Origin of the sequence: Vitiosangium sp. GDMCC 1.1324, from assembly GCF_003044305.1 — a bacterium.
In the GTDB taxonomy this organism is placed as follows: domain Bacteria; phylum Myxococcota; class Myxococcia; order Myxococcales; family Myxococcaceae; genus Archangium.
Genome location: NZ_PZOX01000006.1, coordinates 418,016 through 435,026, shown reverse-complemented (window position 1 = coordinate 435,026; position 17,011 = coordinate 418,016). Strand labels below are relative to the sequence as shown.

The following is a 17,011-nucleotide window of genomic DNA, read 5'->3' as shown; positions in this document are numbered from 1 at the left end:
TCTCTCCTGTTTCCCTACGGCTTCTTCTCCAGCGCCAGGTCCCTCGACTGGATGAGGTCCACCTCACCCGCGAAGTGCGCGAAGTCCTCGTACTTCTGCGGCGGGATGCGGCCACGGTTCACCCGGACCGTCTCGTCGATGGTGAGGGCTCGCCCCTCCTGCTTCTCCGTGCGCACCATGCTTCCGAATGGGCTCTCCACCTTCAGCTGTGCCTGCGGATCCGACAGCCGGTAGCCCTGCGGCATCGTCAGCGTCGTCACGACATGGCTCGCCTCGGTGTCGCCGATGTACAGCGGCGTGCTGCGCGTGCTGAGCTGCACGTACTGCCGTCCCAGCATCGCCGGCATGGTGATGGGCGGGAGCACCAGCCTGTCCTTGTCCGCCCGCGCGAAGTTCGCCGCCTTGAACTCGTAGCGCACCGTGAAGGGCGCTCCGACCGCCTCCGTGCGCTCCAGCTTCAGGTCCGTCAGCTCCGCCCCGCCGAAGTAGCGTCCCACCGCGCCCTGCAACGCCTGCCTCCGGCGCTCCCCGGAGATGGCCTCGAAGGCCTCCGCCAGTTGTGCCGCCTCGAAGCCGGTGTACACCTCCTCGCCCTTGCCGGTGAGCTGGCCGCTTCCATCCACCTCCAGCGCCAGCTTCACCTGCTTGCCGGGCACCTGCTTCGCCGGCGGCGTCTTCACCTTCTCCAACGGACGCCCGGGCTCGGGCAGCACGTAGGCGTCACGCCCGCCCAGCGCCGTCTCGGGCAGCTCGCCGAAGGGGGCGTACCGCGTGTTGGTGTCCAGCCACACCGGCTCCTCCCCGGGCACGTCCACCCTCAGCGCCAGGTACGGCAGCAGCGACTCCTCGGGGAAGAGGTACTCCGCCGGGTCCGCCGAGTAGGTCCGCACCGCCACGATGCGCGTGGGAATCCCCAGCGACTCCAGCCCCGCCTTCAGTACCCACATCCGGCTGCCCCGGTCCTGCGCCACCGACGACGCCGCCGACTGCGTCAGCCCCGCGTCCCGGCCGATGAAGCGCTTCATCACCGCCGCGTACAGCGCCTTCACCGCCTCCAGGCCCTTCTTGTCTCCGACCGCCTCGCGAGCGAACGCCTCCACCTCCCAGTTGAACGTGCCCCGGTCCAGGAAGGCGTCCGAGTACACCGCCACCAGCTTGTCGTTGCCCGTGGTGCCCGCGCCCACCACCACGAAGGGCAGGTACTCCTTGCTGGAGGGCGGAGCGTCCGGCTCGGGAATGAAGGGGGGGGCGTTCTTCACCTCGTAGGTGAAGACTTCCTCGTCCCCCTTCACCACGGGTGGAGGTGCCTTCATGTTGTGTGGGTCCACCTTCATGCCCGTGCCCTTGGGCGCCACCACCGTGTACGTGGCCCGGTGGTCCTGCATGTTGGCGATGCGGAAGTAGAAGTCGGACGCCGTGAAGCCCGGCTGCGCTGGCCCTCGCGAGCCCTCCGCCAGCAGGTACTCCACCTCCACGTAGTCCCCCACCTGCACGCCCGGCAGGCTGATGGTGTCCTTGCCCTCGATGCTCTCCGCTTCCAGCACCGTGCCGTCCGCCTTGATGGTGCGCAGCGCCAGCACCTGCGCGCCCGAGGGCAGGGTCACCTCGGCGATATCCTGCACGCCGCTCTGCTCCAGCGCCTTCTGGATGCCGTGGATGCGGGTGATCTGCGCGCCGTCCGGGTACGCCTGCGTGGCCGCCGAGTCCAGCACGTAGGCGGCGGCGCTCTCCTCGGGGCCCGGGTTGGCCTCGTAGTCCTTGATGGCCTGCCGCCCGTCGATGGCGTACGCCTGGAGCAGCTCCTGCCCCGTCTTCGCGCGCACCACGGCGCGGCGCAGCGCCAGGTTGCTTCCATCCAACAGCAGGGACTGCTCGCGCAGCGCCAGCGCCCCAGCCGCGTCCCCGGCGAGCTCACGCGCGTCCGCCAGCTTCTCCAGCACCTTCGCGTTGCGCGGCCAGAGCGCGCTCAGCGCCCGCAGCGTGGCGGTGGCCTCGTCGAAGCGGCGCTGCGCCACGTACGCACTGGCCAGCGACATGGCCGCCGTCATGTCCCCCGGGTTGCGCGTGAGCTGCTCCTGGGCGAGCTCGGTGGCGCGGGCCAGGTCACCCCGCATCCGTGCGTGTTCGGTGGCGCGGGACAGCCAACCGGGGCAGCCCTCCATCGAGGAGATCAGCTCGTCCGCTCGAGCCACCGCGTCCCGGCGCCGCGCCAGCCCGTAGAGCAGTCCCAGCGCATCGCACAGTTTCGGCTGTGCCTGGATCGCCGCGTCCAGGCTTTCCTCGGCCGCGCTCTCCACTTCCAGGGCCAGCGCCGCGCGCGCCTCCAGCAGGTACACCGGCCAGCCCGCCGGCTTCGCCGCGGCCTTCGCCGTCTTGAGCGTCTCCTGCGCCGCGGCCGCCTGTCCGTCATTGAGGGTCAGCTCGGCGCGCAGCAGCAGTGCGTTCACGTCTCCCGGATCCTTCGCCAGGGCCGCCTCGAGGTCCCGCGTCGCGCGTCCGCGCGACACCTTGGTGGGGATGCTCCGGTCCAGCGAGGCCAGCTCGGCGCGCAGCGACAGGACCGCGGGCGCCTGCGTGGCCTTCTGCAGGCGCGTCATCAGCCGCCAGGCGCCGTCCGGATCCCTCCCCATCCCATCGCGCACCGCGACGAAGTCCGAGAGCAGCGGGCCCGCCTCGTCGGCGAGCGCGGCGGCCAGGTCCTGCGCGCCGGGGTAGACGAGCTCCGACCCGGCGTCCTTCGGGGCCGAGCCCCACTCGGAGGGGGCGGGCCCGGTGGCCGGGGTGTAGCGGATGGCCGAGGGGCGCCCGTCCGCGCGGACCAGGGCGAGCGTCACGTTGGCCCCACGCTGGTCCTTGAGCAGCTTGAGGAGGATGCGGTGGCGGCCCGCGGCGAGGTGCACGGTGTGCGCGGTCACCGTGGAGGCGGCGCGGGTGAAGGCGCGGCGCTCCAGCAGGGGCGTGCCATCCACCATCACCTTGTGGGAGGAGGCGGAGACGGAGCGCACGACGTAGTCACCGGCTTCGGACACCTCCGCGTCCACGACCAGCAGGTAGATGTCGCCAGCGGCTGGCTCGCCCGCCACGTCCAGCCGGCCGTCTGGCCCGCGCACGGTGCGCGGCACGAGCGTACCGAAGGGGCCGGTGAAGGGGCCCGCCAGGGAGCCGTCCTTCTCCGGAGGGGTGGTGTCGTCGAAGGCGAGCAGGTGCCAGGGCGAGAAGGGCCCCAGCAGGGTGGCCGTGTCCGCCGCGCCCATGTCCTTCAGCGCGCGGGCCTGGGCGGCTCTATCCGCTCGCAGGCCGAGGATGGCCACCTGGCTGGCGCGCAGCAACTGGGCGGCCTCGCCCGAGGAGCCGGCATCGAGCGCGGCCTGGAGTCCCGTGAGGATGGTGTCATCCAGCGCGGGGGAGGTGCCCACCATGTCCAGCACGTAGCGCGCGGAGGGCACCGCGAGTGGATGGCGGGGGGCGCGGGTGGCCACGGCCAGGGCGGCATCGAGCGCGCGGCGGGGCTGGGCGACACGGCGCGCGAGCAGGTGCTGGCCGTAGAGGGCGTAGGGGTCGGCCGGGTCCTTGGCGATGGCCTCGTCGAAGCGGGCCTGGGCGGCGGCGGCGTCCCCCGTCATCAACCACGCATGGAAGCCGGCGAGCGCGAGCGTGCGCGCCTCGCTGGTGCCTTTCTGCGCCGCCGTGGCGGCTCGTTCGAGCACCTCGGTGGACGCGGGGGCGTGGGCACAGCCGGCCAGGAGGCCGACGACGAGCAGGAGCGCGGTCAGGGCGCGGGTGGGCGTGCGCATAGAGCGCACAGGGATAGTTCAATCCCTCGGGTGAGGCTACATCCGCATGCGGCGAATAGCCCGCTCGCTACTTTGAGCGTTTACCTTTCGGCGGAGGGGCGGGTTTTGGGGTTGGCCGCTTGGCAGGCGCCGGGGGCGTCGGCTTGGGGGCCGGCTTCTGGACCTGCGGGCGCGGGGGCTCGGACGCCTGGGCCACGGCACCCACGGGCTTGGGTGGCAGGGGCTTGACCGAGTAGCTGAAACCTTCCGCCCGGCAGATGCCCTCGATGCAACCCAGGGCGGGATGGGGCGCCTTGCCGAACCGCTTCTCCTGCCAGTCCAACCCCAGATGGAGGGGCTCGGCGATGGGGCGCTTCTCATCCCGGGTGCCATACGAGGCGACCAGGACCCCCTCCTCGTCCACGGACAGCTCGAGCTCCAGGGGTCCCACGGGGGAGTCGGGCCCCAGCATGGCGCCTCGCTTCTCTCCCAGGTTCCACTCCAGCCGGAGCGGGGCGCCGGCACCGTTGTACACCAGAGCCACGTACCGCCCCGGGCTGCCCATCAGCAACAGGGCGACCTCTGCGTCTGGCCGAGGGCCGTACATCAGGGGACGAAGGTGGTCGGCGAAGGAGGTGGGCTCGAGCGTCCCGGTGTTCACCCGGGCCGAGAAGCGGGCGGTATCCCCCCTCATGCCCGGCACGTCCACGACCATGAGGCCCACACGCGATTGGCCCTCCACGGCGGGGAAGACGAGCGTCCTGTCCTCAAGGGTGAGTGGCCGGCCGGACACCAGCACGGAGGGCTTGTCGACGCCTTCACCCAGGCTCACCTTGCGCGGCTCGCCATCCGTCGAGCTCAACCTGCCCGCGACGAGCTGCGCCGAGGGGAGCCCGAGGTCCGCGGAGAGCGAGGTGCCCGGGGTCATCGGCACGCGTCTCTCCGAGTTGCGCAGCCACGTGATGCCCAGGATGCCCATCGCGGCCAGCACCATCAGCGTGGCCACCACCTGCAGGACGACGCGCACCGTGCGCTTCACCGCGAGCTTGACGCGCTGCATCCGGCTGAGCTTCGCCGGCCGCACGGTGGTGTAGTTGGGCGCGAGTGGCTCCAGGTCTCGGATGAGGCTGGTGACGCTGTCGTAGCGGTCCGCGGGCAGCTGCTTGAGGCAGTTGGCGATGATGCCGTCCAGCCTCGGGTCCAGCCCCGGCTTGCGGCGCGAGGGCGGATCGTAGTGGCCCGCGGGCAGCTCGCCCACGAGCATCTCGTAGAAGATGAGGCCGAGCGCGAAGATGTCCGCGCGTCCATCCGCCGTCTTGGCGTCCACCTTCTGCTCGGGCGCCATATAGGACAGCGTCCCCATGGCCACGTGCGTGCTGGTGAGCTGGAAGCGCGAGCTGGTGTCCTCGAGGAACGAGGCCAGGCCGAAGTCCGTCACCTTGGGGATGTCGCCGGCCTGCACGTCGAAGAGGATGTTCTCCGGCTTGAGGTCCCGGTGGATGACGCCGCGGCCGTGCGCGTACTCGATGGCCCGGCAGATCTGCAGCATGACGCGGATCTTCTCGAGCGGATCCTCGGGAGGCGTGCGCATGCGCTCGCGCAGGGAGGGCCCGTCCACGAACTCCATCACCAGGTAGTACGTCGACACGGTGCTGCCCTTGTCGACGATGGAGACGATGTTGGGGTGATGGAGGGTGGCGAGCGCCGCGGCCTCCTTCTGGAAGCGGGCGACGAAGCTCTCTTCCTGGGCGAGCTGCTGGCTGAGCAGCTTGACGGCGACGGTGCGGCCCAGGGACAGCTGGATGGCCTTGTGGACCTCTCCCATGCCGCCGGTACCGACGAGCTTCTCCAGTCGATAGCCGGGGATGAGATCCGGCGCATGCGTCCGGCTGATGGCGGTGGCGGTGGCGTCGAGCGAGGGCATGAGGGGGGCTGCGGAGCGCGGTGAGGCTAGCAGAACCTTTTGCTTCCAGGCGTACAGGATGATCCAGGACGCTACGGGAAGGACAGGCGTGAATGGTTCCGGTGGGTTCTGGATGTGGGAGCCCACCTACACCCCCAGTCTCAGGGGGTGAGAGGGCCCACCACGGGAGCAGAGGGGTTCGACTGTCCGTCCCGGAAGGCTCGCAGTGCCTCCACGTAGAGCGCGCGGTAGGCCTCCAGGGTCAGTCCATCCACCCGGACGCCGAACGAGTCCTCGTGCCCCGCGAGCCGGCGTGTCACCCGGGCGTTGACCTCGTTGCCGTAGTGGCGCCCGTCGTAGGTGTTCCCGGTGCGCATGGTGACGTCCGAGGGCACGGCGAAGTCGTAGAGCGCGTCGAACACGGACGTCAGCGCGTGCAGGCTGCGCAGGTAGTCCGGCAGGGCGCCCGTGCGCTCCAGCTCGGCCATGTGCCACGCGGACAGCGGCGGCATCCAGCCCACGAAGCGCGCCTCGGGGAAGACGTCACGGAGCTCGCGGAAGCGCGCCGCCCGGGCCGGATCCAACGTGCGCGGGGAGAGCCGCAGGCCCTCGGGGTCGAAGGTGCCCGCATCGGGGCGGATCACGACCTCGAAGCGCTCGTCATAGAACTTGGGGTAGGGGGATTGGTCCATCACCGCCAGGGCCGACCAGAGGAGCGCGTCCAGGGAGAGGTAGCTCTTCCAGCGCGGCGGCGGGGCCTCGCCCCGGGTCACGAAGTCCGGCACGTCCACCTGCTTGTCCACGCGGGCGTCGAAGTTCACGAAGTCCGTCCCGACGATGACGAGCGAGGGCCTCGCGCCGTGCGCGCGCAACCACCGGGCATAGGCCACGAGCTCGCCCACCACGCCCGCGCTGAACGCGAGGTTGAAGCAGCGGTGCGGCTCCAGCAGCGAGGGGTGCACGATGGTGGAGGTGGAGCTGCCCAGGATGAGGCAGTCGTAGCGGGCGGGGTCCTGGAGGAAGAGGTTGGCCTTGGAGACGCGCTCGTTGAACTCGTAGTTGCGCCCGGTGAGGCGGTTGCCCTGGCCGTACCAGAGCGGATCCACGAGCAGGTTGAGCGCGAACGCCCCCAGCACCAGCGCCGCCGTGGCCACCACCCAGTGCTTGAGGTACCTGTCCATGCTCACGGGAGTATCCGCGCCGGCCCGGGGAGCCGGTCAGAAGTTGTAATAGATGAACTCGCTCACTTCGCTCAGGCGGAGGATGGCCACCGCGGCCATGGCGGCGCAGGCGAGCACCTGGCCCGGCGTGGGCTGCCAGCCCCAGCGCGACGCCGGGAATGCCTGGGGCGAGTCCTCCACCAGCGCGGGGTTGTGGGGCCCCATCCAGCGGTGCAGGCCACCGGACAGGAACACCACCGGGAGCGCCACGAGCAGCACGCCCGTCTTGGCCGCCGCCCGGAAGAAGCCGGAGAGGTCGTCGTTCCACACCGCGCGGAAGGCGAGCCCCGCCTGCGCGCCGTCCGTCAGGCCCGCCATGCCCCGGAGCACGCCGAGTGCACCCTCCAGTGTCTCGGCGCGGAAGAAGACCCAGGCCACCACCACCGCCCCATAGGTCGCGGCGATGGCCAGGGGCCGGGTCCACCGTCCTTCCTGTCCGAGCGGCGCCAGGCCCAGCCGCTCCCGCACGGCGGTCCACACGTGGGTGACGACGAGCAGGGCCCCATGCAGCGCGCCCCAGAGGACGAAGTTCCACCCGGCGCCGTGCCACAGCCCGCCGAGCAGCATGGTGAGCATCAGGTTGACGTAGCGGCGGACGCGGCCCTTCCGGTTGCCGCCCAGCGCCACGTAGAGGTAGTCGCGCAGGAAGCGCGAGAGGGAGATGTGCCAGCGGCGCCAGAACTCGACGATGCTCGCCGAGCGGTAGGGCGTGTCGAAGTTGAGCGGCAGGCGGATGTTGAAGAGCCACGCCAGCCCGATGGCCATGTCCGAGTAGCCGGAGAAGTCGAAGTAGAGCTGCAGCGAGTAGGCGATGGCCCCCACCCAGCCATCCACGAGGCCCACGGGTACGCCCTGCGCCGCGGCGGCGAACACGGGGTTGGCGAACTGCGCGACGACATCCGCCACGACGACCTTCTTGAACAGCCCCCGGAAGAAGCAGGTGAGCCCCACGGTGAGGCGCTCGGAGCGCAGGCGCGCCACGTCCGGCGAGGCGAACTGCGGGAGCATCTCGCGGTGGTTCACCAGGGGGCCGGCGATCTCATGCGGGAAGAAGGTCACGAAGAGGCCGTAGCGCAGGAAGCTCGGCTCGCGGTGGGCGGTGCGGTAGCAGTCGACGAGGTAGGCCACCTGCTGGAAGGTGTAGAAGGAGATGGCCAGCGGCAGCCGGGGCGGTGAGTAGTCCCAGTGCGTCCCGAGCAGCGCCTGGAGGTTCCCCACGAGGAACCCCGAGTACTTGAAGTACGCGAGCAGTCCCAGGTCGAGGATGAGCCCGGCGGTGAGGAGCCACCGGGCGCGGCGCTTGTCCACGGCGGCGAGCGAGGCGATGCGAGCCCCCAGCACGTAGTCGAAGGACAGCGAGGCGACGAGCAGCAGGACGTAGCCGGCGGACCACCAGCCATAGAAGACGAGCGAGGCGGCGAGGAGGGACAGCAGGGCCTCGCGGGTGCGGCCGCGGTGTCCCAGGCCGAAGAACACGAGCAGCGTCGCGGGCAGGAAGGCGAAGAGGAAGACGTGCGAGTTGAAGAGCATCCGCGAGCCCGGGGACCGGTGAGCGCCAGGGTACTCCAGCCCGAGGCTCGCTGACTTGCGAATGAAGTGAACGTTCGTTAGGTTTGCGCCCCGGCATGGCGAGGCCGACGAAAGAGGAAGCGCGGGACACGCGCCGCCTGATTCTGGATGCAGCGTTGGAGCTGTTCTCGGAAGGAGGCTTCGCGGGCACGTCCATGAGGCAGATCGCCCGGGCGGTGGGGGTGCGCGAGAGCGCGCTCTACCATCACTTCCCCTCGAAGGCGGCCATCTTCGAGGCGCTGCTGCAGGACATGGGGCCGGGCAGGTCCGAGCGGCTCGAGTCCTTGGACCTGGACGCGCTGCTGCGCGAGGGTCCCGAGCCGTTGCTGCGCTTCATCGCCCAGCGCCTGGTCGACGAGTGGGCCTCTCCGCGCGAGCAGAAGTTCGTTCGCATGCTGCTGGCCGAGGGCCCGAGGCTGAAGGAAGCGGGGCTCATCCACCACTCCATCATGGCGGGCCGCGCGCGGCTGGGACGGCTCTTCGAGGAACTGGTCCGCCGGGGCGTCATCCGGCCCGGGGACTCCGAGCTGTACTCCATCGAGTTCATGGGGCCGATGTTGATGATGCGTCTGATGTTCCTGGTGATGGCCGAGGGCGCCCCGGACCTGGAGCGCTTCCACGCGAGGGTGGACGCGCACGTGCGCCATTTCTGTGAGTCCGTGAAGGCGGGAGAGACCATGACCCTGAAGTCCGTTTCGCGGAGGCGCTCATGAGGCTCCTCTCGCTCGCGGCGCGCAACCTGCTGCGCAACCGGCGCCGCACCGCCATCTCGCTCGTCGCGCTGGTGGTGGGCGTGGGCGCCATGGTGGGGCTGCGAGGCTTCATCAACGGCCAGCAGCGCGTGGTCCTGGAGAACCTCATCTTCGGACAGGCGGGGCCCATCCAGGTGCACAAGAAGGGCTACCTGGCCAACGTGCAGGGCTCGCCGCTGACGCTGGACATGGCGGACTCGGAGGAGGTGCGCCGGCGCATGGCCTCGGTGGAGGGCGTCGTCGCGGTGTCGCCGCGCATCGCCTTCGGCGGCATGGTGTCGCTGCCGGACGCGGAGGGGGCCACGGGGGACGAGGGCGCCGGCAAGACGGGCTTCCTACAGATCACCGCCTATGACCCGGCGTTGGAGCCGAAGGTGACGCCCCATCGCATGACGTGGCTGGGCAGGGGCTCGCACCTGTCCACCGTGGACGCGCCGGAGCTGCTGCTCAACGCGGACATGGCGAGGAGCCTGCGTGCGGAGGTGACGGGCGCGCAGGTGCCATCGGAGCGCTGGCCCGCGCTGCTGTCGGGAGACCGGGACGGGGCGCTCAACGGCGAGGCCGTGCGCATCGCGGGCACGCTGGTGAGCGCCACGCCGGGAGACCGGAGGCAGGGCTACGTGCCCCTGGGTACCGCGCAGCGCCTGCTGCGGATGGAGGGCCGCGTCACCGAGTACGCCCTGGCGGTGAAGGAGCTGGAGGATGCGCCCCGGGTGCGCGACGCGGTGCAGGCGGCGCTCGGGCCCGAGTACGAGGTGCACACGTGGGACCAGGTGTTGCCCTTCGTCGCGCAGCTCGTGGGCCACCAGGACTTCATCTTCGGCATCATGACGTCGGTGTTCCTGCTGACGGTGCTGCTGGGCATCGTCAACGTGATGCTGATGAACGTGCTGGAGCGGGTGCGGGAGATTGGCACCATGCTCGCGGTGGGGACGCGGCGCAGGCAGGTGGTGTCGCTCTTCCTCATGGAGGGCGCGGTGCTGGGGCTGGTGGGAGGCATCCTCGGGGCGCTGGTGGGGTGGGCGGTGACGCTGTGGCTCGGCCACCGGGGCATCTACCTGCCGGCCCCCGGCGCCTCGGCGGACAGCATCATCCGTCCCCACGTGTCGCTCCTGTACCTCGTGCGCGCGGTGGGCATGGCCACGGTGGGCGCGGCGCTCGCCGCCCTGTGGCCCGCGTACCGCGCCGCCCAGCTCCGTCCGGTGGAGGCCCTGGCCCACTCATGAGCACGCTCTCTTCCATCGCCGCGCGCAACGTGGCGCGCAACCGCCGCCGCAGCCTCGTCACCCTGGCCGCCGTGCTCCTGGGCGTCACCGCCGTCCTCGTGCTGCGAGGCTTCATCGACGGCTTCGTGGCCCTGATGGTGGACGACATCGTCCAGGGCAAGACGGGCGCCCTGCAGATTCACACCGCCGGCTACATGGACAGCAGCGACGCGCTGCTGCTGGAGCCGAGCATCCCCTATGACGAGGCCCTGCTGGCCCGTGTCCGCAAGGTGCCCGGCGTCACGGGCGTCACCGGCCGCATCCAGTTCTCCGGACTGGTGAGCAACGGGGTGTCCCAGACGATGTTCGTGGGCAGGGGATTGGACCTGGCCTCGGAGAAGCAGGCCGTGCCCCGGGCCGGCTTCGACGTGTTGCCTGGAGGCCGGGCGCTCGCGTCGGGTGACCACGCCCATGCCATCCTCGGCAACGAACTGGCGCGCTCCTTCCATGCCGTGGTGCCGGCGGAGAAGGCGAAGGCGGTGGCCTCGAAGGAGGCGGACGCCGAGTCCATGGTGGATCGGGTGACGCTCGCCTCGTCGAGCCCCAAGGGCCGGGCCAACTCGCTGGACGTGTCCGTGGAGGGGCTGAGCGTGTCCGGCCTCCCCTTCGAGAACAAGCGCACGGTGACGGTGCCGCTGAAGCTGGCGCAGGAACTGCTGGGCATGGAGGGCCGTGTCACCGAGCTCGCCGTGGCGGTGGATGACCTGCGCAACCTGGAGCGCATCGCGGAGGACCTGCGCCAGGAGCTCGGCCCCCAGTACGAGGTGCACACCTGGCAGGAGCTGCAGCCCTTCGTGCGCGACATCATCAGCCGGCAGCGCTTCGTGATGGGGCTCATCTCCCTCATCCTCTTCGTCATCATCATCACCGGCATCATCAACACCATGCTGATGAGCGTGTTCGAGCGGGTGCGCGAGATTGGCACCATGCTCGCGGTGGGGATGCGTCGGCGGCAGGTGCTGACGATGTTCCTGGTGGAGGCCACGCTGCTCGGCGTGTTGGGCGGAGTGGGCGGCGTGCTGCTGGGGAGCTCCGTGGTCCGTGCCATCGCGGCGCGGGGCATTCCCATGTCGATGGTGGTCAGCAGTGGCTCGCAGTCCGTGCTGCGCCCCCAGCTGAGCCCGTCCTTCGTGGTCATGACCCTGGCGGTGGCGGTGGTGGGCGCGCTGGCCGCCGCGGCCTGGCCGGCCTGGAGGGCCAGCCGCCTGGACCCCGTGGAAGCGCTGCGCTCGGTCTGAGTCCCGTTCCCCTTCTTCCTTTCAAGGACTTCCCTTCAAGGAGTTTGCAGATGAGAACCTTCACTCTCGCCCTGATGACGCTGCTGGTGGCGGCACCGGCGCTGGCCGCGGAGCCCACCGCGGAGGAGCTGCTGGCGAAGTACGACGCGGTGATGGGACCGCGCACCTTCGAGACCGAGTCGGAGATGACGGCGTACCGCGAGGACGGCAGCAGCCGCACCTACGTGATGAAGATGCTGCGCGGCGAGGACGACAAGTTCCGCGTCTGGTTCAAGGGGCCGGCGAGCGTGAAGGGGCAGGAGATGCTGCGCTCGGGCGACAACATGTGGGTGTACCTGCCCAACCTCAAGAGGGCCACGCGCATCGCCAACCGCGACAGCTTCCAGGGCGGCGACTTCAACAACGCGGACGTGATGCGGGTGAACTACACGAAGGACTACACGGGCAAGCTGGTGCCCTCGGACGTGCCGGACACGTACGCGCTGGAGCTGAAGGCGAAGAGCGCGGAGACGGCGTACGACTCCATCAAGCTGTGGCTGCGCAAGAAGGACGCGATGCCGGTGAAGGGCGAGTACTACGGCACGAGCGGGCAGATGCTGCGCAGCGCCGAGTTCACCGAGTACACCGAGTTCGACAAGGGCTACACGCGGCCGGCGAAGGTGGTGATGCGCAACGAGCTGGTGAAGGCGAGGCGCTCGGAGCTGGTGATGAAGACAGTGAAGCTGAACGTGGACGCGCCGGCCCAGCGCTTCACGCAGGCGGACCTGGGCCGCTGAGCGGGTTCCTCCATGCGCACGCTGCTCGCTTCCCTGTCGCTCCTGGCCTCGGCACCGGCGCTGGCCGCCGAGGTGACGGGCTACGTCGAGAGCCGCACGCAGTACCAGCGCTCGCGAGTCTCGGGCCTGCTCGCCACGGACAGCCAGCCGGAGCTGCAACAGCTCCTGGAGCTGAACGTGCAGCCGCGTCAGGAGTACCGTCCGGGTGGTTTCATCTCGGCGGACCTGTCGCTCTTCCTCCTGGCCTCGGGGCGCTACCGGGGGTTGGACGCGGACGGCAACGAGGTGGCCGTGAGCGAGAAGGAGGCGAGCGCGGCGAAGCCCCTGATGTCGCTCAACGAGCTGTACATCAGCCACGAGGTGGTGCCGCAGCTGCACCTGCTGGTGGGGAAGAAGCGGGTCATCTGGGGCTCGGGGATGGCGTACAACCCGACGGACCTCATCAACCCGCCGAAGGACCCCACCGACCCGAACTTCCAGCGGGCGGGGGCGTACATGGTCCGGGTGGAGGTCCCGCTGGAGAAGTACGCCTTCACGCTGCTGGCGAGCCCCGCGGTGCTCAAGCAGCAGAACGGGCTGCCACAGGCGCTGCTCGCGTACCCCAGGTGGGACCGGCAGGATGACCAGCTGCACTACCTGGTGGCCGCGCGTGCCTATGCGCTGGTGGCGGACGCGGACATCAACCTGATGCTCTTCCACTCCAACCTGTACGGGGACGCCTTCGAGGACAAGACGCGGTTGGGCTTCTCCTTCTCGCGCTACTTCTTCACCGACTACGAGCTGCACGTGGAGGGGCTGGTGGGCTTCGGCTCGGCGCGGCGCTACCCGGTGGGCGAGTGCCTGGAGGATCGGCCCTCGGCGCTGGGCTGCGTGTTGCGGAGCGAGGCCTTCTTCTCCACGAAGCGCCTGGACGAGCGGACGTTGCGCCCGCGGGTGCTGGCCGGCACGCGCTACATGTTCGGCGACGAGTCGATGCTCTCGGTGGAGTACCTGTACCAGTCGGACGGGCTCACGCGCGGCGAGTTCCAGCACTACGTCAACGCGCTCAGCCTGTTGCGGGTGGCGCAGGACTTCGGCCTGGACCCCTCGACGGTGGACCCGCGCGGGAGCGTGGACGCGGGGCTGCCGCAGAAGTTCAGCTTCGAGCCGCTCGGGCGCCACTACGTCTTCGTCAGCTACCAGAAGCCGAAGATTCGCGACGACTTCACCTTCAACGTGGTGGTGATGGCCAACCTGCAAGACCTGTCGGGCCTCATCACGCCGAGCCTCTCCTGGGCGGCCACCGAGTGGATGACGCTCACGCTCTCCGGCTTCGTGCCCTGGCAGGGTCCGAAGTCCCTCGCGGCGACAGTGCCCGAGTCCACCACCCAGGTGAGTGAGCTCAGCCTGCTGCCCCTCGAATATCGCGGCCTCTTCCAGGTCCGCCTCTTCTACTGAAGGACGTGCTCCATGCCCTCGCAGAATCTCCTCGAGCTGAAGGCCATCACCAAGGACTACCTCCTGGGCAAGACGAAGGTGAGCGCGCTGCGCGGCGTGGACCTGGATGTCTCCGCGGGTGAGTTCACCGTGGTGATGGGCCCCTCGGGCAGCGGTAAGACGACGCTGCTCAACATCATCGGGTGCCTGGACCGGGCCACGAGCGGCTCCTACAGGCTGGATGGCGAGGAGGTGGGGGACCGGGACTTCGACGCGCTCGCGGACGTGCGCAACCGGAAGATCGGCTTCATCTTCCAGAACTTCAACCTCATCCCCGTGCTCAACGTGGCGGAGAACATCGAATTCCCGTGCATGGTGCGCAAGGACACCGAGGGCAAGGCGGCCCTGCGCAAGCGCGTGGAGGCGCTGGCGGACGCGGTGGGTCTGAAGCCCTACCTGCACCACAAGCCGGATGAGCTCTCGGGCGGGCAGCGGCAGCGCGTGGCCATCGCCCGGGCGCTCATCACCGAGCCCCGCCTGGTGCTGGCGGACGAGCCCACGGCGAACCTGGACTCGGCCACGAGCGAGCAGATCCTGGAGCTGATGCTGACGCTGAACCGGGAGAAGGGGGTGACGTTCCTCTTCTCCACGCACGACCCGCGCGTGGTGGCGCATGCGCGGCGGGCGCTGCACATCCAGGACGGGAAGATGGTACAGGGCGAGCTCCAGGCGCCGGGCCTGAAGGCCGCTGGGGCGCACTGAGACTCTTGGCCCGATGACTCCCCCTCCGCGCTACATCGAAGCGCGCCCGTGCGCGGCCCTCGCGCCCTACGTCCAATGTTTCTGGGGGATGACCGCGCATGCCTCCATCCCGCTGCCCAGCCGCGTGCTCCCGGATGGCTGCATCGACATCCTCATGGACCTCGGCTCCAGCAGCGGCCGGGATGCCATGCCGCCGCGCCTGCGGATCGTGGGGGCGATGCAACAGGCCGAGGTGGTGCCGCTCTCCGGTGAGGCGTGCTTCGTCGGCATCCGCTTCCGGCCTGGCGGTGCCCACCCGTTCCTGCGGCTCCCCGTGCACGAGCTCACCGATGGCCATCTCGCGCTCGGGTCGCTCTGGCCGCACGTGGCACGCGAGTGGGAGGAGCGGCTGTGGGGGACGGAGGGGCTCCGGGCGCGCCTGGCCCTCCTGGAGCAACTGCTCCTGCGCCGGCTTTCGTCCGCGAGCCTCGACGCGGCGCTTGCCCACGCGGTGGGTCTCATCCAGGCGGCGCGCGGGCGGTTGCAGGTGGAGTCGTTGGAGGACGTGCTGGGGGTGGGCTCCCGCCAGCTCGAGCGCCGCTTCCGCGCCACGGTGGGGTTGGCGCCCAAGGTGCTGTGCCGCATCGCTCGCATGCAGCACGCCGTTGCGCTCCTCGAGCACCGGCCGGAGACCGCGGGCGCCGAACTGGCCCTGTCCGCCGGGTACTACGACCAGGCCCATCTGATTCGTGAGTTCCGCGCCCTGACAGGTCTCTCCCCGGGTGCCTACGTCCGCGAACAGACTCAGGTCGGATTTGTACAATCCGCCGGCGAGGGGCGCCTCTAGTGTGCCGGGCCCTACATTCCATCCCACGGAGGACTCATGTCCACCCAGAGCCAGGCTGAGCAGCACCACCGCGTCGACTACATCGAGTTTCCCGCCACCGACATCGCCGCGACGAAGCGCTTCTATGGCGCCGTCTTCGGCTGGCGCTTCGAGGACTACGGTCCCGACTACGTGGCCTTCAACGACGGGCGGATGAATGGCGGCTTTTTCAAGGCGGCCTCGGTGTCCGCGGGCGGCCCGCTCATCGTCCTCTACTCGCGAGCCCTCGAGGCCTCGTACGCTCAGGTGCGCGAGGCGGGCGGGCGCATCGTGAAGGAGATCTTCAGCTTCCCCGGTGGCAGGCGCTTCCACTTCGTGGACCCGAGCGGCAACGAGCTCGCGGTGTGGTCCGAGCCCTGAGCCTCCCTAGGACGCCTGCCTGGCCAGCGGGCGGCGTGCCGGGCCCTTGAAATGGCGAGGGCGCCTCCCTTCGCAGGGGGCGCCCTCACCAGCGCTTCAGATGAAGCGGAAGAACTACTTGGTCTCAGCGGCGGTGGCCGGCTTCTCGGCCTTCTTGCCGCCCTTCTTGCCACCCTTGGCGGCCTCCGGCTTGGCCTCCGGCTTGGCGGCGGCCTCCGGCTTGGCCTCCGGCTTCGCCTCGGCGGCGGGAGCGGCGGCGGCAGGAGCAGCGGCCTCCGGCTTGGCCTCGGCCTTCGCGGGCTCAGAGGCAAACGCGGTCATGGAGGCAGTCAGGGCGATGGCGGCGATGATGTTCTTCATGTGGATTCTCCGAGCAGCAACGAAACGTCGCGGCAGTGCGGCGTTGCGTTGCCGACACTGAGCACCCGCCGTGCCACGGCCTTTTCCGAGGGAAGGCCCCTCCGGATTGCGGAGAATCTCCCCATTCCGCCTGCCCGGCCTGGGGGCACCCTCCCCAGAAAGTGCCGGAGGTCTTTGACGACACCCCCTGTCTTGGGGATGCTGGCCGTGTCAGCCGGAGACGGTAGAGCCCGGTCTAGACCGGATGCGCATGCCGCGCGTGCGGAGGGACGGGAGCGAAGGTATGCGGTACCTCTTCATCGCGTTGGTAGCGGGCGGGTTGGAAGTGGGATGCGCGACCCCGCAGGTGTCCTCGCGGCCACAGGTGTCGGAGGAGGTGGAGCGGTGGCAGCGGCGGTATCAGGAGGAGTGCGAACGTGCGGAGGCACTCGCGGTGCGGCTCGCCGCGGCGGAGAGTGCGCTCGAGCAGGCAGCCCAGGAGCGCGCCGAGTCCGGGCAGCTCACCCACCTGTTGGAGGACGAGCTGGACCGGTCCGTGGCGGAGCGGCACTCGCTGGTGGAGCACAACGCGCAGCTGGTGACGCGGCAGCGGGAGCTGACGGCGCTCCAGGAGGAGTTGGAGGACGTGTGGTACCAGTCGGCGCTGTCCCGGGCCCGGCGGCGCAGTCAGCCGCAGCCCGCGCAGCAGACCCCCGCCCCGCAGGAGCCAGCCGGTTCCCCCGAGGGAGGGTCTCGCTGAAGTTTCGGAGCGG

Annotated in this window: 14 protein-coding genes; 9 read left to right on the top strand and 5 right to left on the bottom strand. The window is 69.9% G+C overall.

Annotated elements, in window-relative coordinates; genetic code table 11:
* Positions 1 to 14: 14 nt before the first annotated feature.
* The 4 genes from DAT35_RS20645 to DAT35_RS20630 form a co-directional block, all read right to left on the bottom strand.
* A complete protein-coding gene (locus DAT35_RS20645; protein ID WP_108068769.1) occupies positions 15 to 3,794 on the bottom strand; it encodes a DUF3857 domain-containing protein in 3,780 nt (1,259 codons plus the stop codon).
* 67 nt (positions 3,795 to 3,861) lie between these two features.
* The gene (locus DAT35_RS20640) at positions 3,862 to 5,697 is read right to left on the bottom strand and encodes a serine/threonine-protein kinase (protein ID WP_108068768.1); all 1,836 of its coding nucleotides are present in this window, start codon (positions 5,695 to 5,697) and stop codon (positions 3,862 to 3,864) included.
* A 140-nt stretch (positions 5,698 to 5,837) separates the two neighbouring features.
* Positions 5,838 to 6,863 carry a hypothetical protein gene (locus DAT35_RS20635; protein ID WP_108068767.1) on the bottom strand — a complete coding sequence of 342 codons (1,026 nt, stop codon included), beginning with the start codon at positions 6,861 to 6,863 and terminating at the stop codon, positions 5,838 to 5,840.
* A gap of 30 nt (positions 6,864 to 6,893) precedes the next feature.
* Positions 6,894 to 8,426: an MBOAT family protein gene (locus DAT35_RS20630; protein WP_108068766.1), complete on the bottom strand. Its 1,533-nt coding sequence runs from the start codon at positions 8,424 to 8,426 to the stop codon at positions 6,894 to 6,896.
* A gap of 95 nt (positions 8,427 to 8,521) precedes the next feature.
* On the opposite strand from DAT35_RS20630, the gene DAT35_RS20625 reads away from it, so the two are divergent.
* From DAT35_RS20625 to DAT35_RS20590, 8 genes are read left to right on the top strand one after another with little or no spacing between them, the layout of a single operon-like run.
* On the top strand, positions 8,522 to 9,178 hold the full coding sequence (locus DAT35_RS20625; RefSeq protein WP_108068765.1) for a TetR/AcrR family transcriptional regulator: 657 nt from the start codon (positions 8,522 to 8,524) through the stop codon (positions 9,176 to 9,178).
* A complete protein-coding gene (locus DAT35_RS20620) occupies positions 9,175 to 10,443 on the top strand; it encodes an FtsX-like permease family protein (protein ID WP_108068764.1) in 1,269 nt (422 codons plus the stop codon). Before DAT35_RS20625 ends, DAT35_RS20620 begins: the two co-directional genes overlap by 4 nt.
* Positions 10,440 to 11,720 (top strand): ABC transporter permease, encoded by a 1,281-nt coding sequence (locus DAT35_RS20615; protein ID WP_108068763.1) that lies wholly within the window; start codon positions 10,440 to 10,442, stop codon positions 11,718 to 11,720. The genes DAT35_RS20620 and DAT35_RS20615 overlap by 4 nt, the downstream gene beginning before the upstream one ends.
* A gap of 50 nt (positions 11,721 to 11,770) precedes the next feature.
* Positions 11,771 to 12,496 carry an outer membrane lipoprotein-sorting protein gene (locus DAT35_RS20610; RefSeq protein WP_108068762.1) on the top strand — a complete coding sequence of 242 codons (726 nt, stop codon included), beginning with the start codon at positions 11,771 to 11,773 and terminating at the stop codon, positions 12,494 to 12,496.
* Between the two features lie 12 nt (positions 12,497 to 12,508).
* Positions 12,509 to 13,933 carry a hypothetical protein gene (locus DAT35_RS20605; RefSeq protein ID WP_108068761.1) on the top strand — a complete coding sequence of 475 codons (1,425 nt, stop codon included), beginning with the start codon at positions 12,509 to 12,511 and terminating at the stop codon, positions 13,931 to 13,933.
* 12 nt (positions 13,934 to 13,945) lie between these two features.
* Positions 13,946 to 14,674: an ABC transporter ATP-binding protein gene (locus tag DAT35_RS20600; RefSeq protein ID WP_108068760.1), complete on the top strand. Its 729-nt coding sequence runs from the start codon at positions 13,946 to 13,948 to the stop codon at positions 14,672 to 14,674.
* A 13-nt stretch (positions 14,675 to 14,687) separates the two neighbouring features.
* Positions 14,688 to 15,500 (top strand): AraC family transcriptional regulator, encoded by an 813-nt coding sequence (locus DAT35_RS20595; RefSeq protein ID WP_108068759.1) that lies wholly within the window; start codon positions 14,688 to 14,690, stop codon positions 15,498 to 15,500.
* 36 nt (positions 15,501 to 15,536) lie between these two features.
* Positions 15,537 to 15,899 (top strand): VOC family protein, encoded by a 363-nt coding sequence (locus tag DAT35_RS20590; protein WP_108068758.1) that lies wholly within the window; start codon positions 15,537 to 15,539, stop codon positions 15,897 to 15,899.
* A 114-nt stretch (positions 15,900 to 16,013) separates the two neighbouring features.
* On the opposite strand, the gene DAT35_RS20585 is transcribed toward DAT35_RS20590, so the two are convergent.
* Entirely contained in the window at positions 16,014 to 16,259 is a 246-nt protein-coding gene (locus DAT35_RS20585; protein WP_108068757.1) for a hypothetical protein, read from the bottom strand.
* A 283-nt stretch (positions 16,260 to 16,542) separates the two neighbouring features.
* Here DAT35_RS20585 and DAT35_RS20580 point away from each other — a divergent pair, with 283 nt between their 5' ends.
* Complete coding sequence (locus tag DAT35_RS20580; RefSeq protein WP_146209803.1) at positions 16,543 to 16,998, top strand: hypothetical protein; 456 nt, start codon at positions 16,543 to 16,545, stop codon at positions 16,996 to 16,998.
* The last annotated feature ends 13 nt before the right edge of the window (positions 16,999 to 17,011 follow it).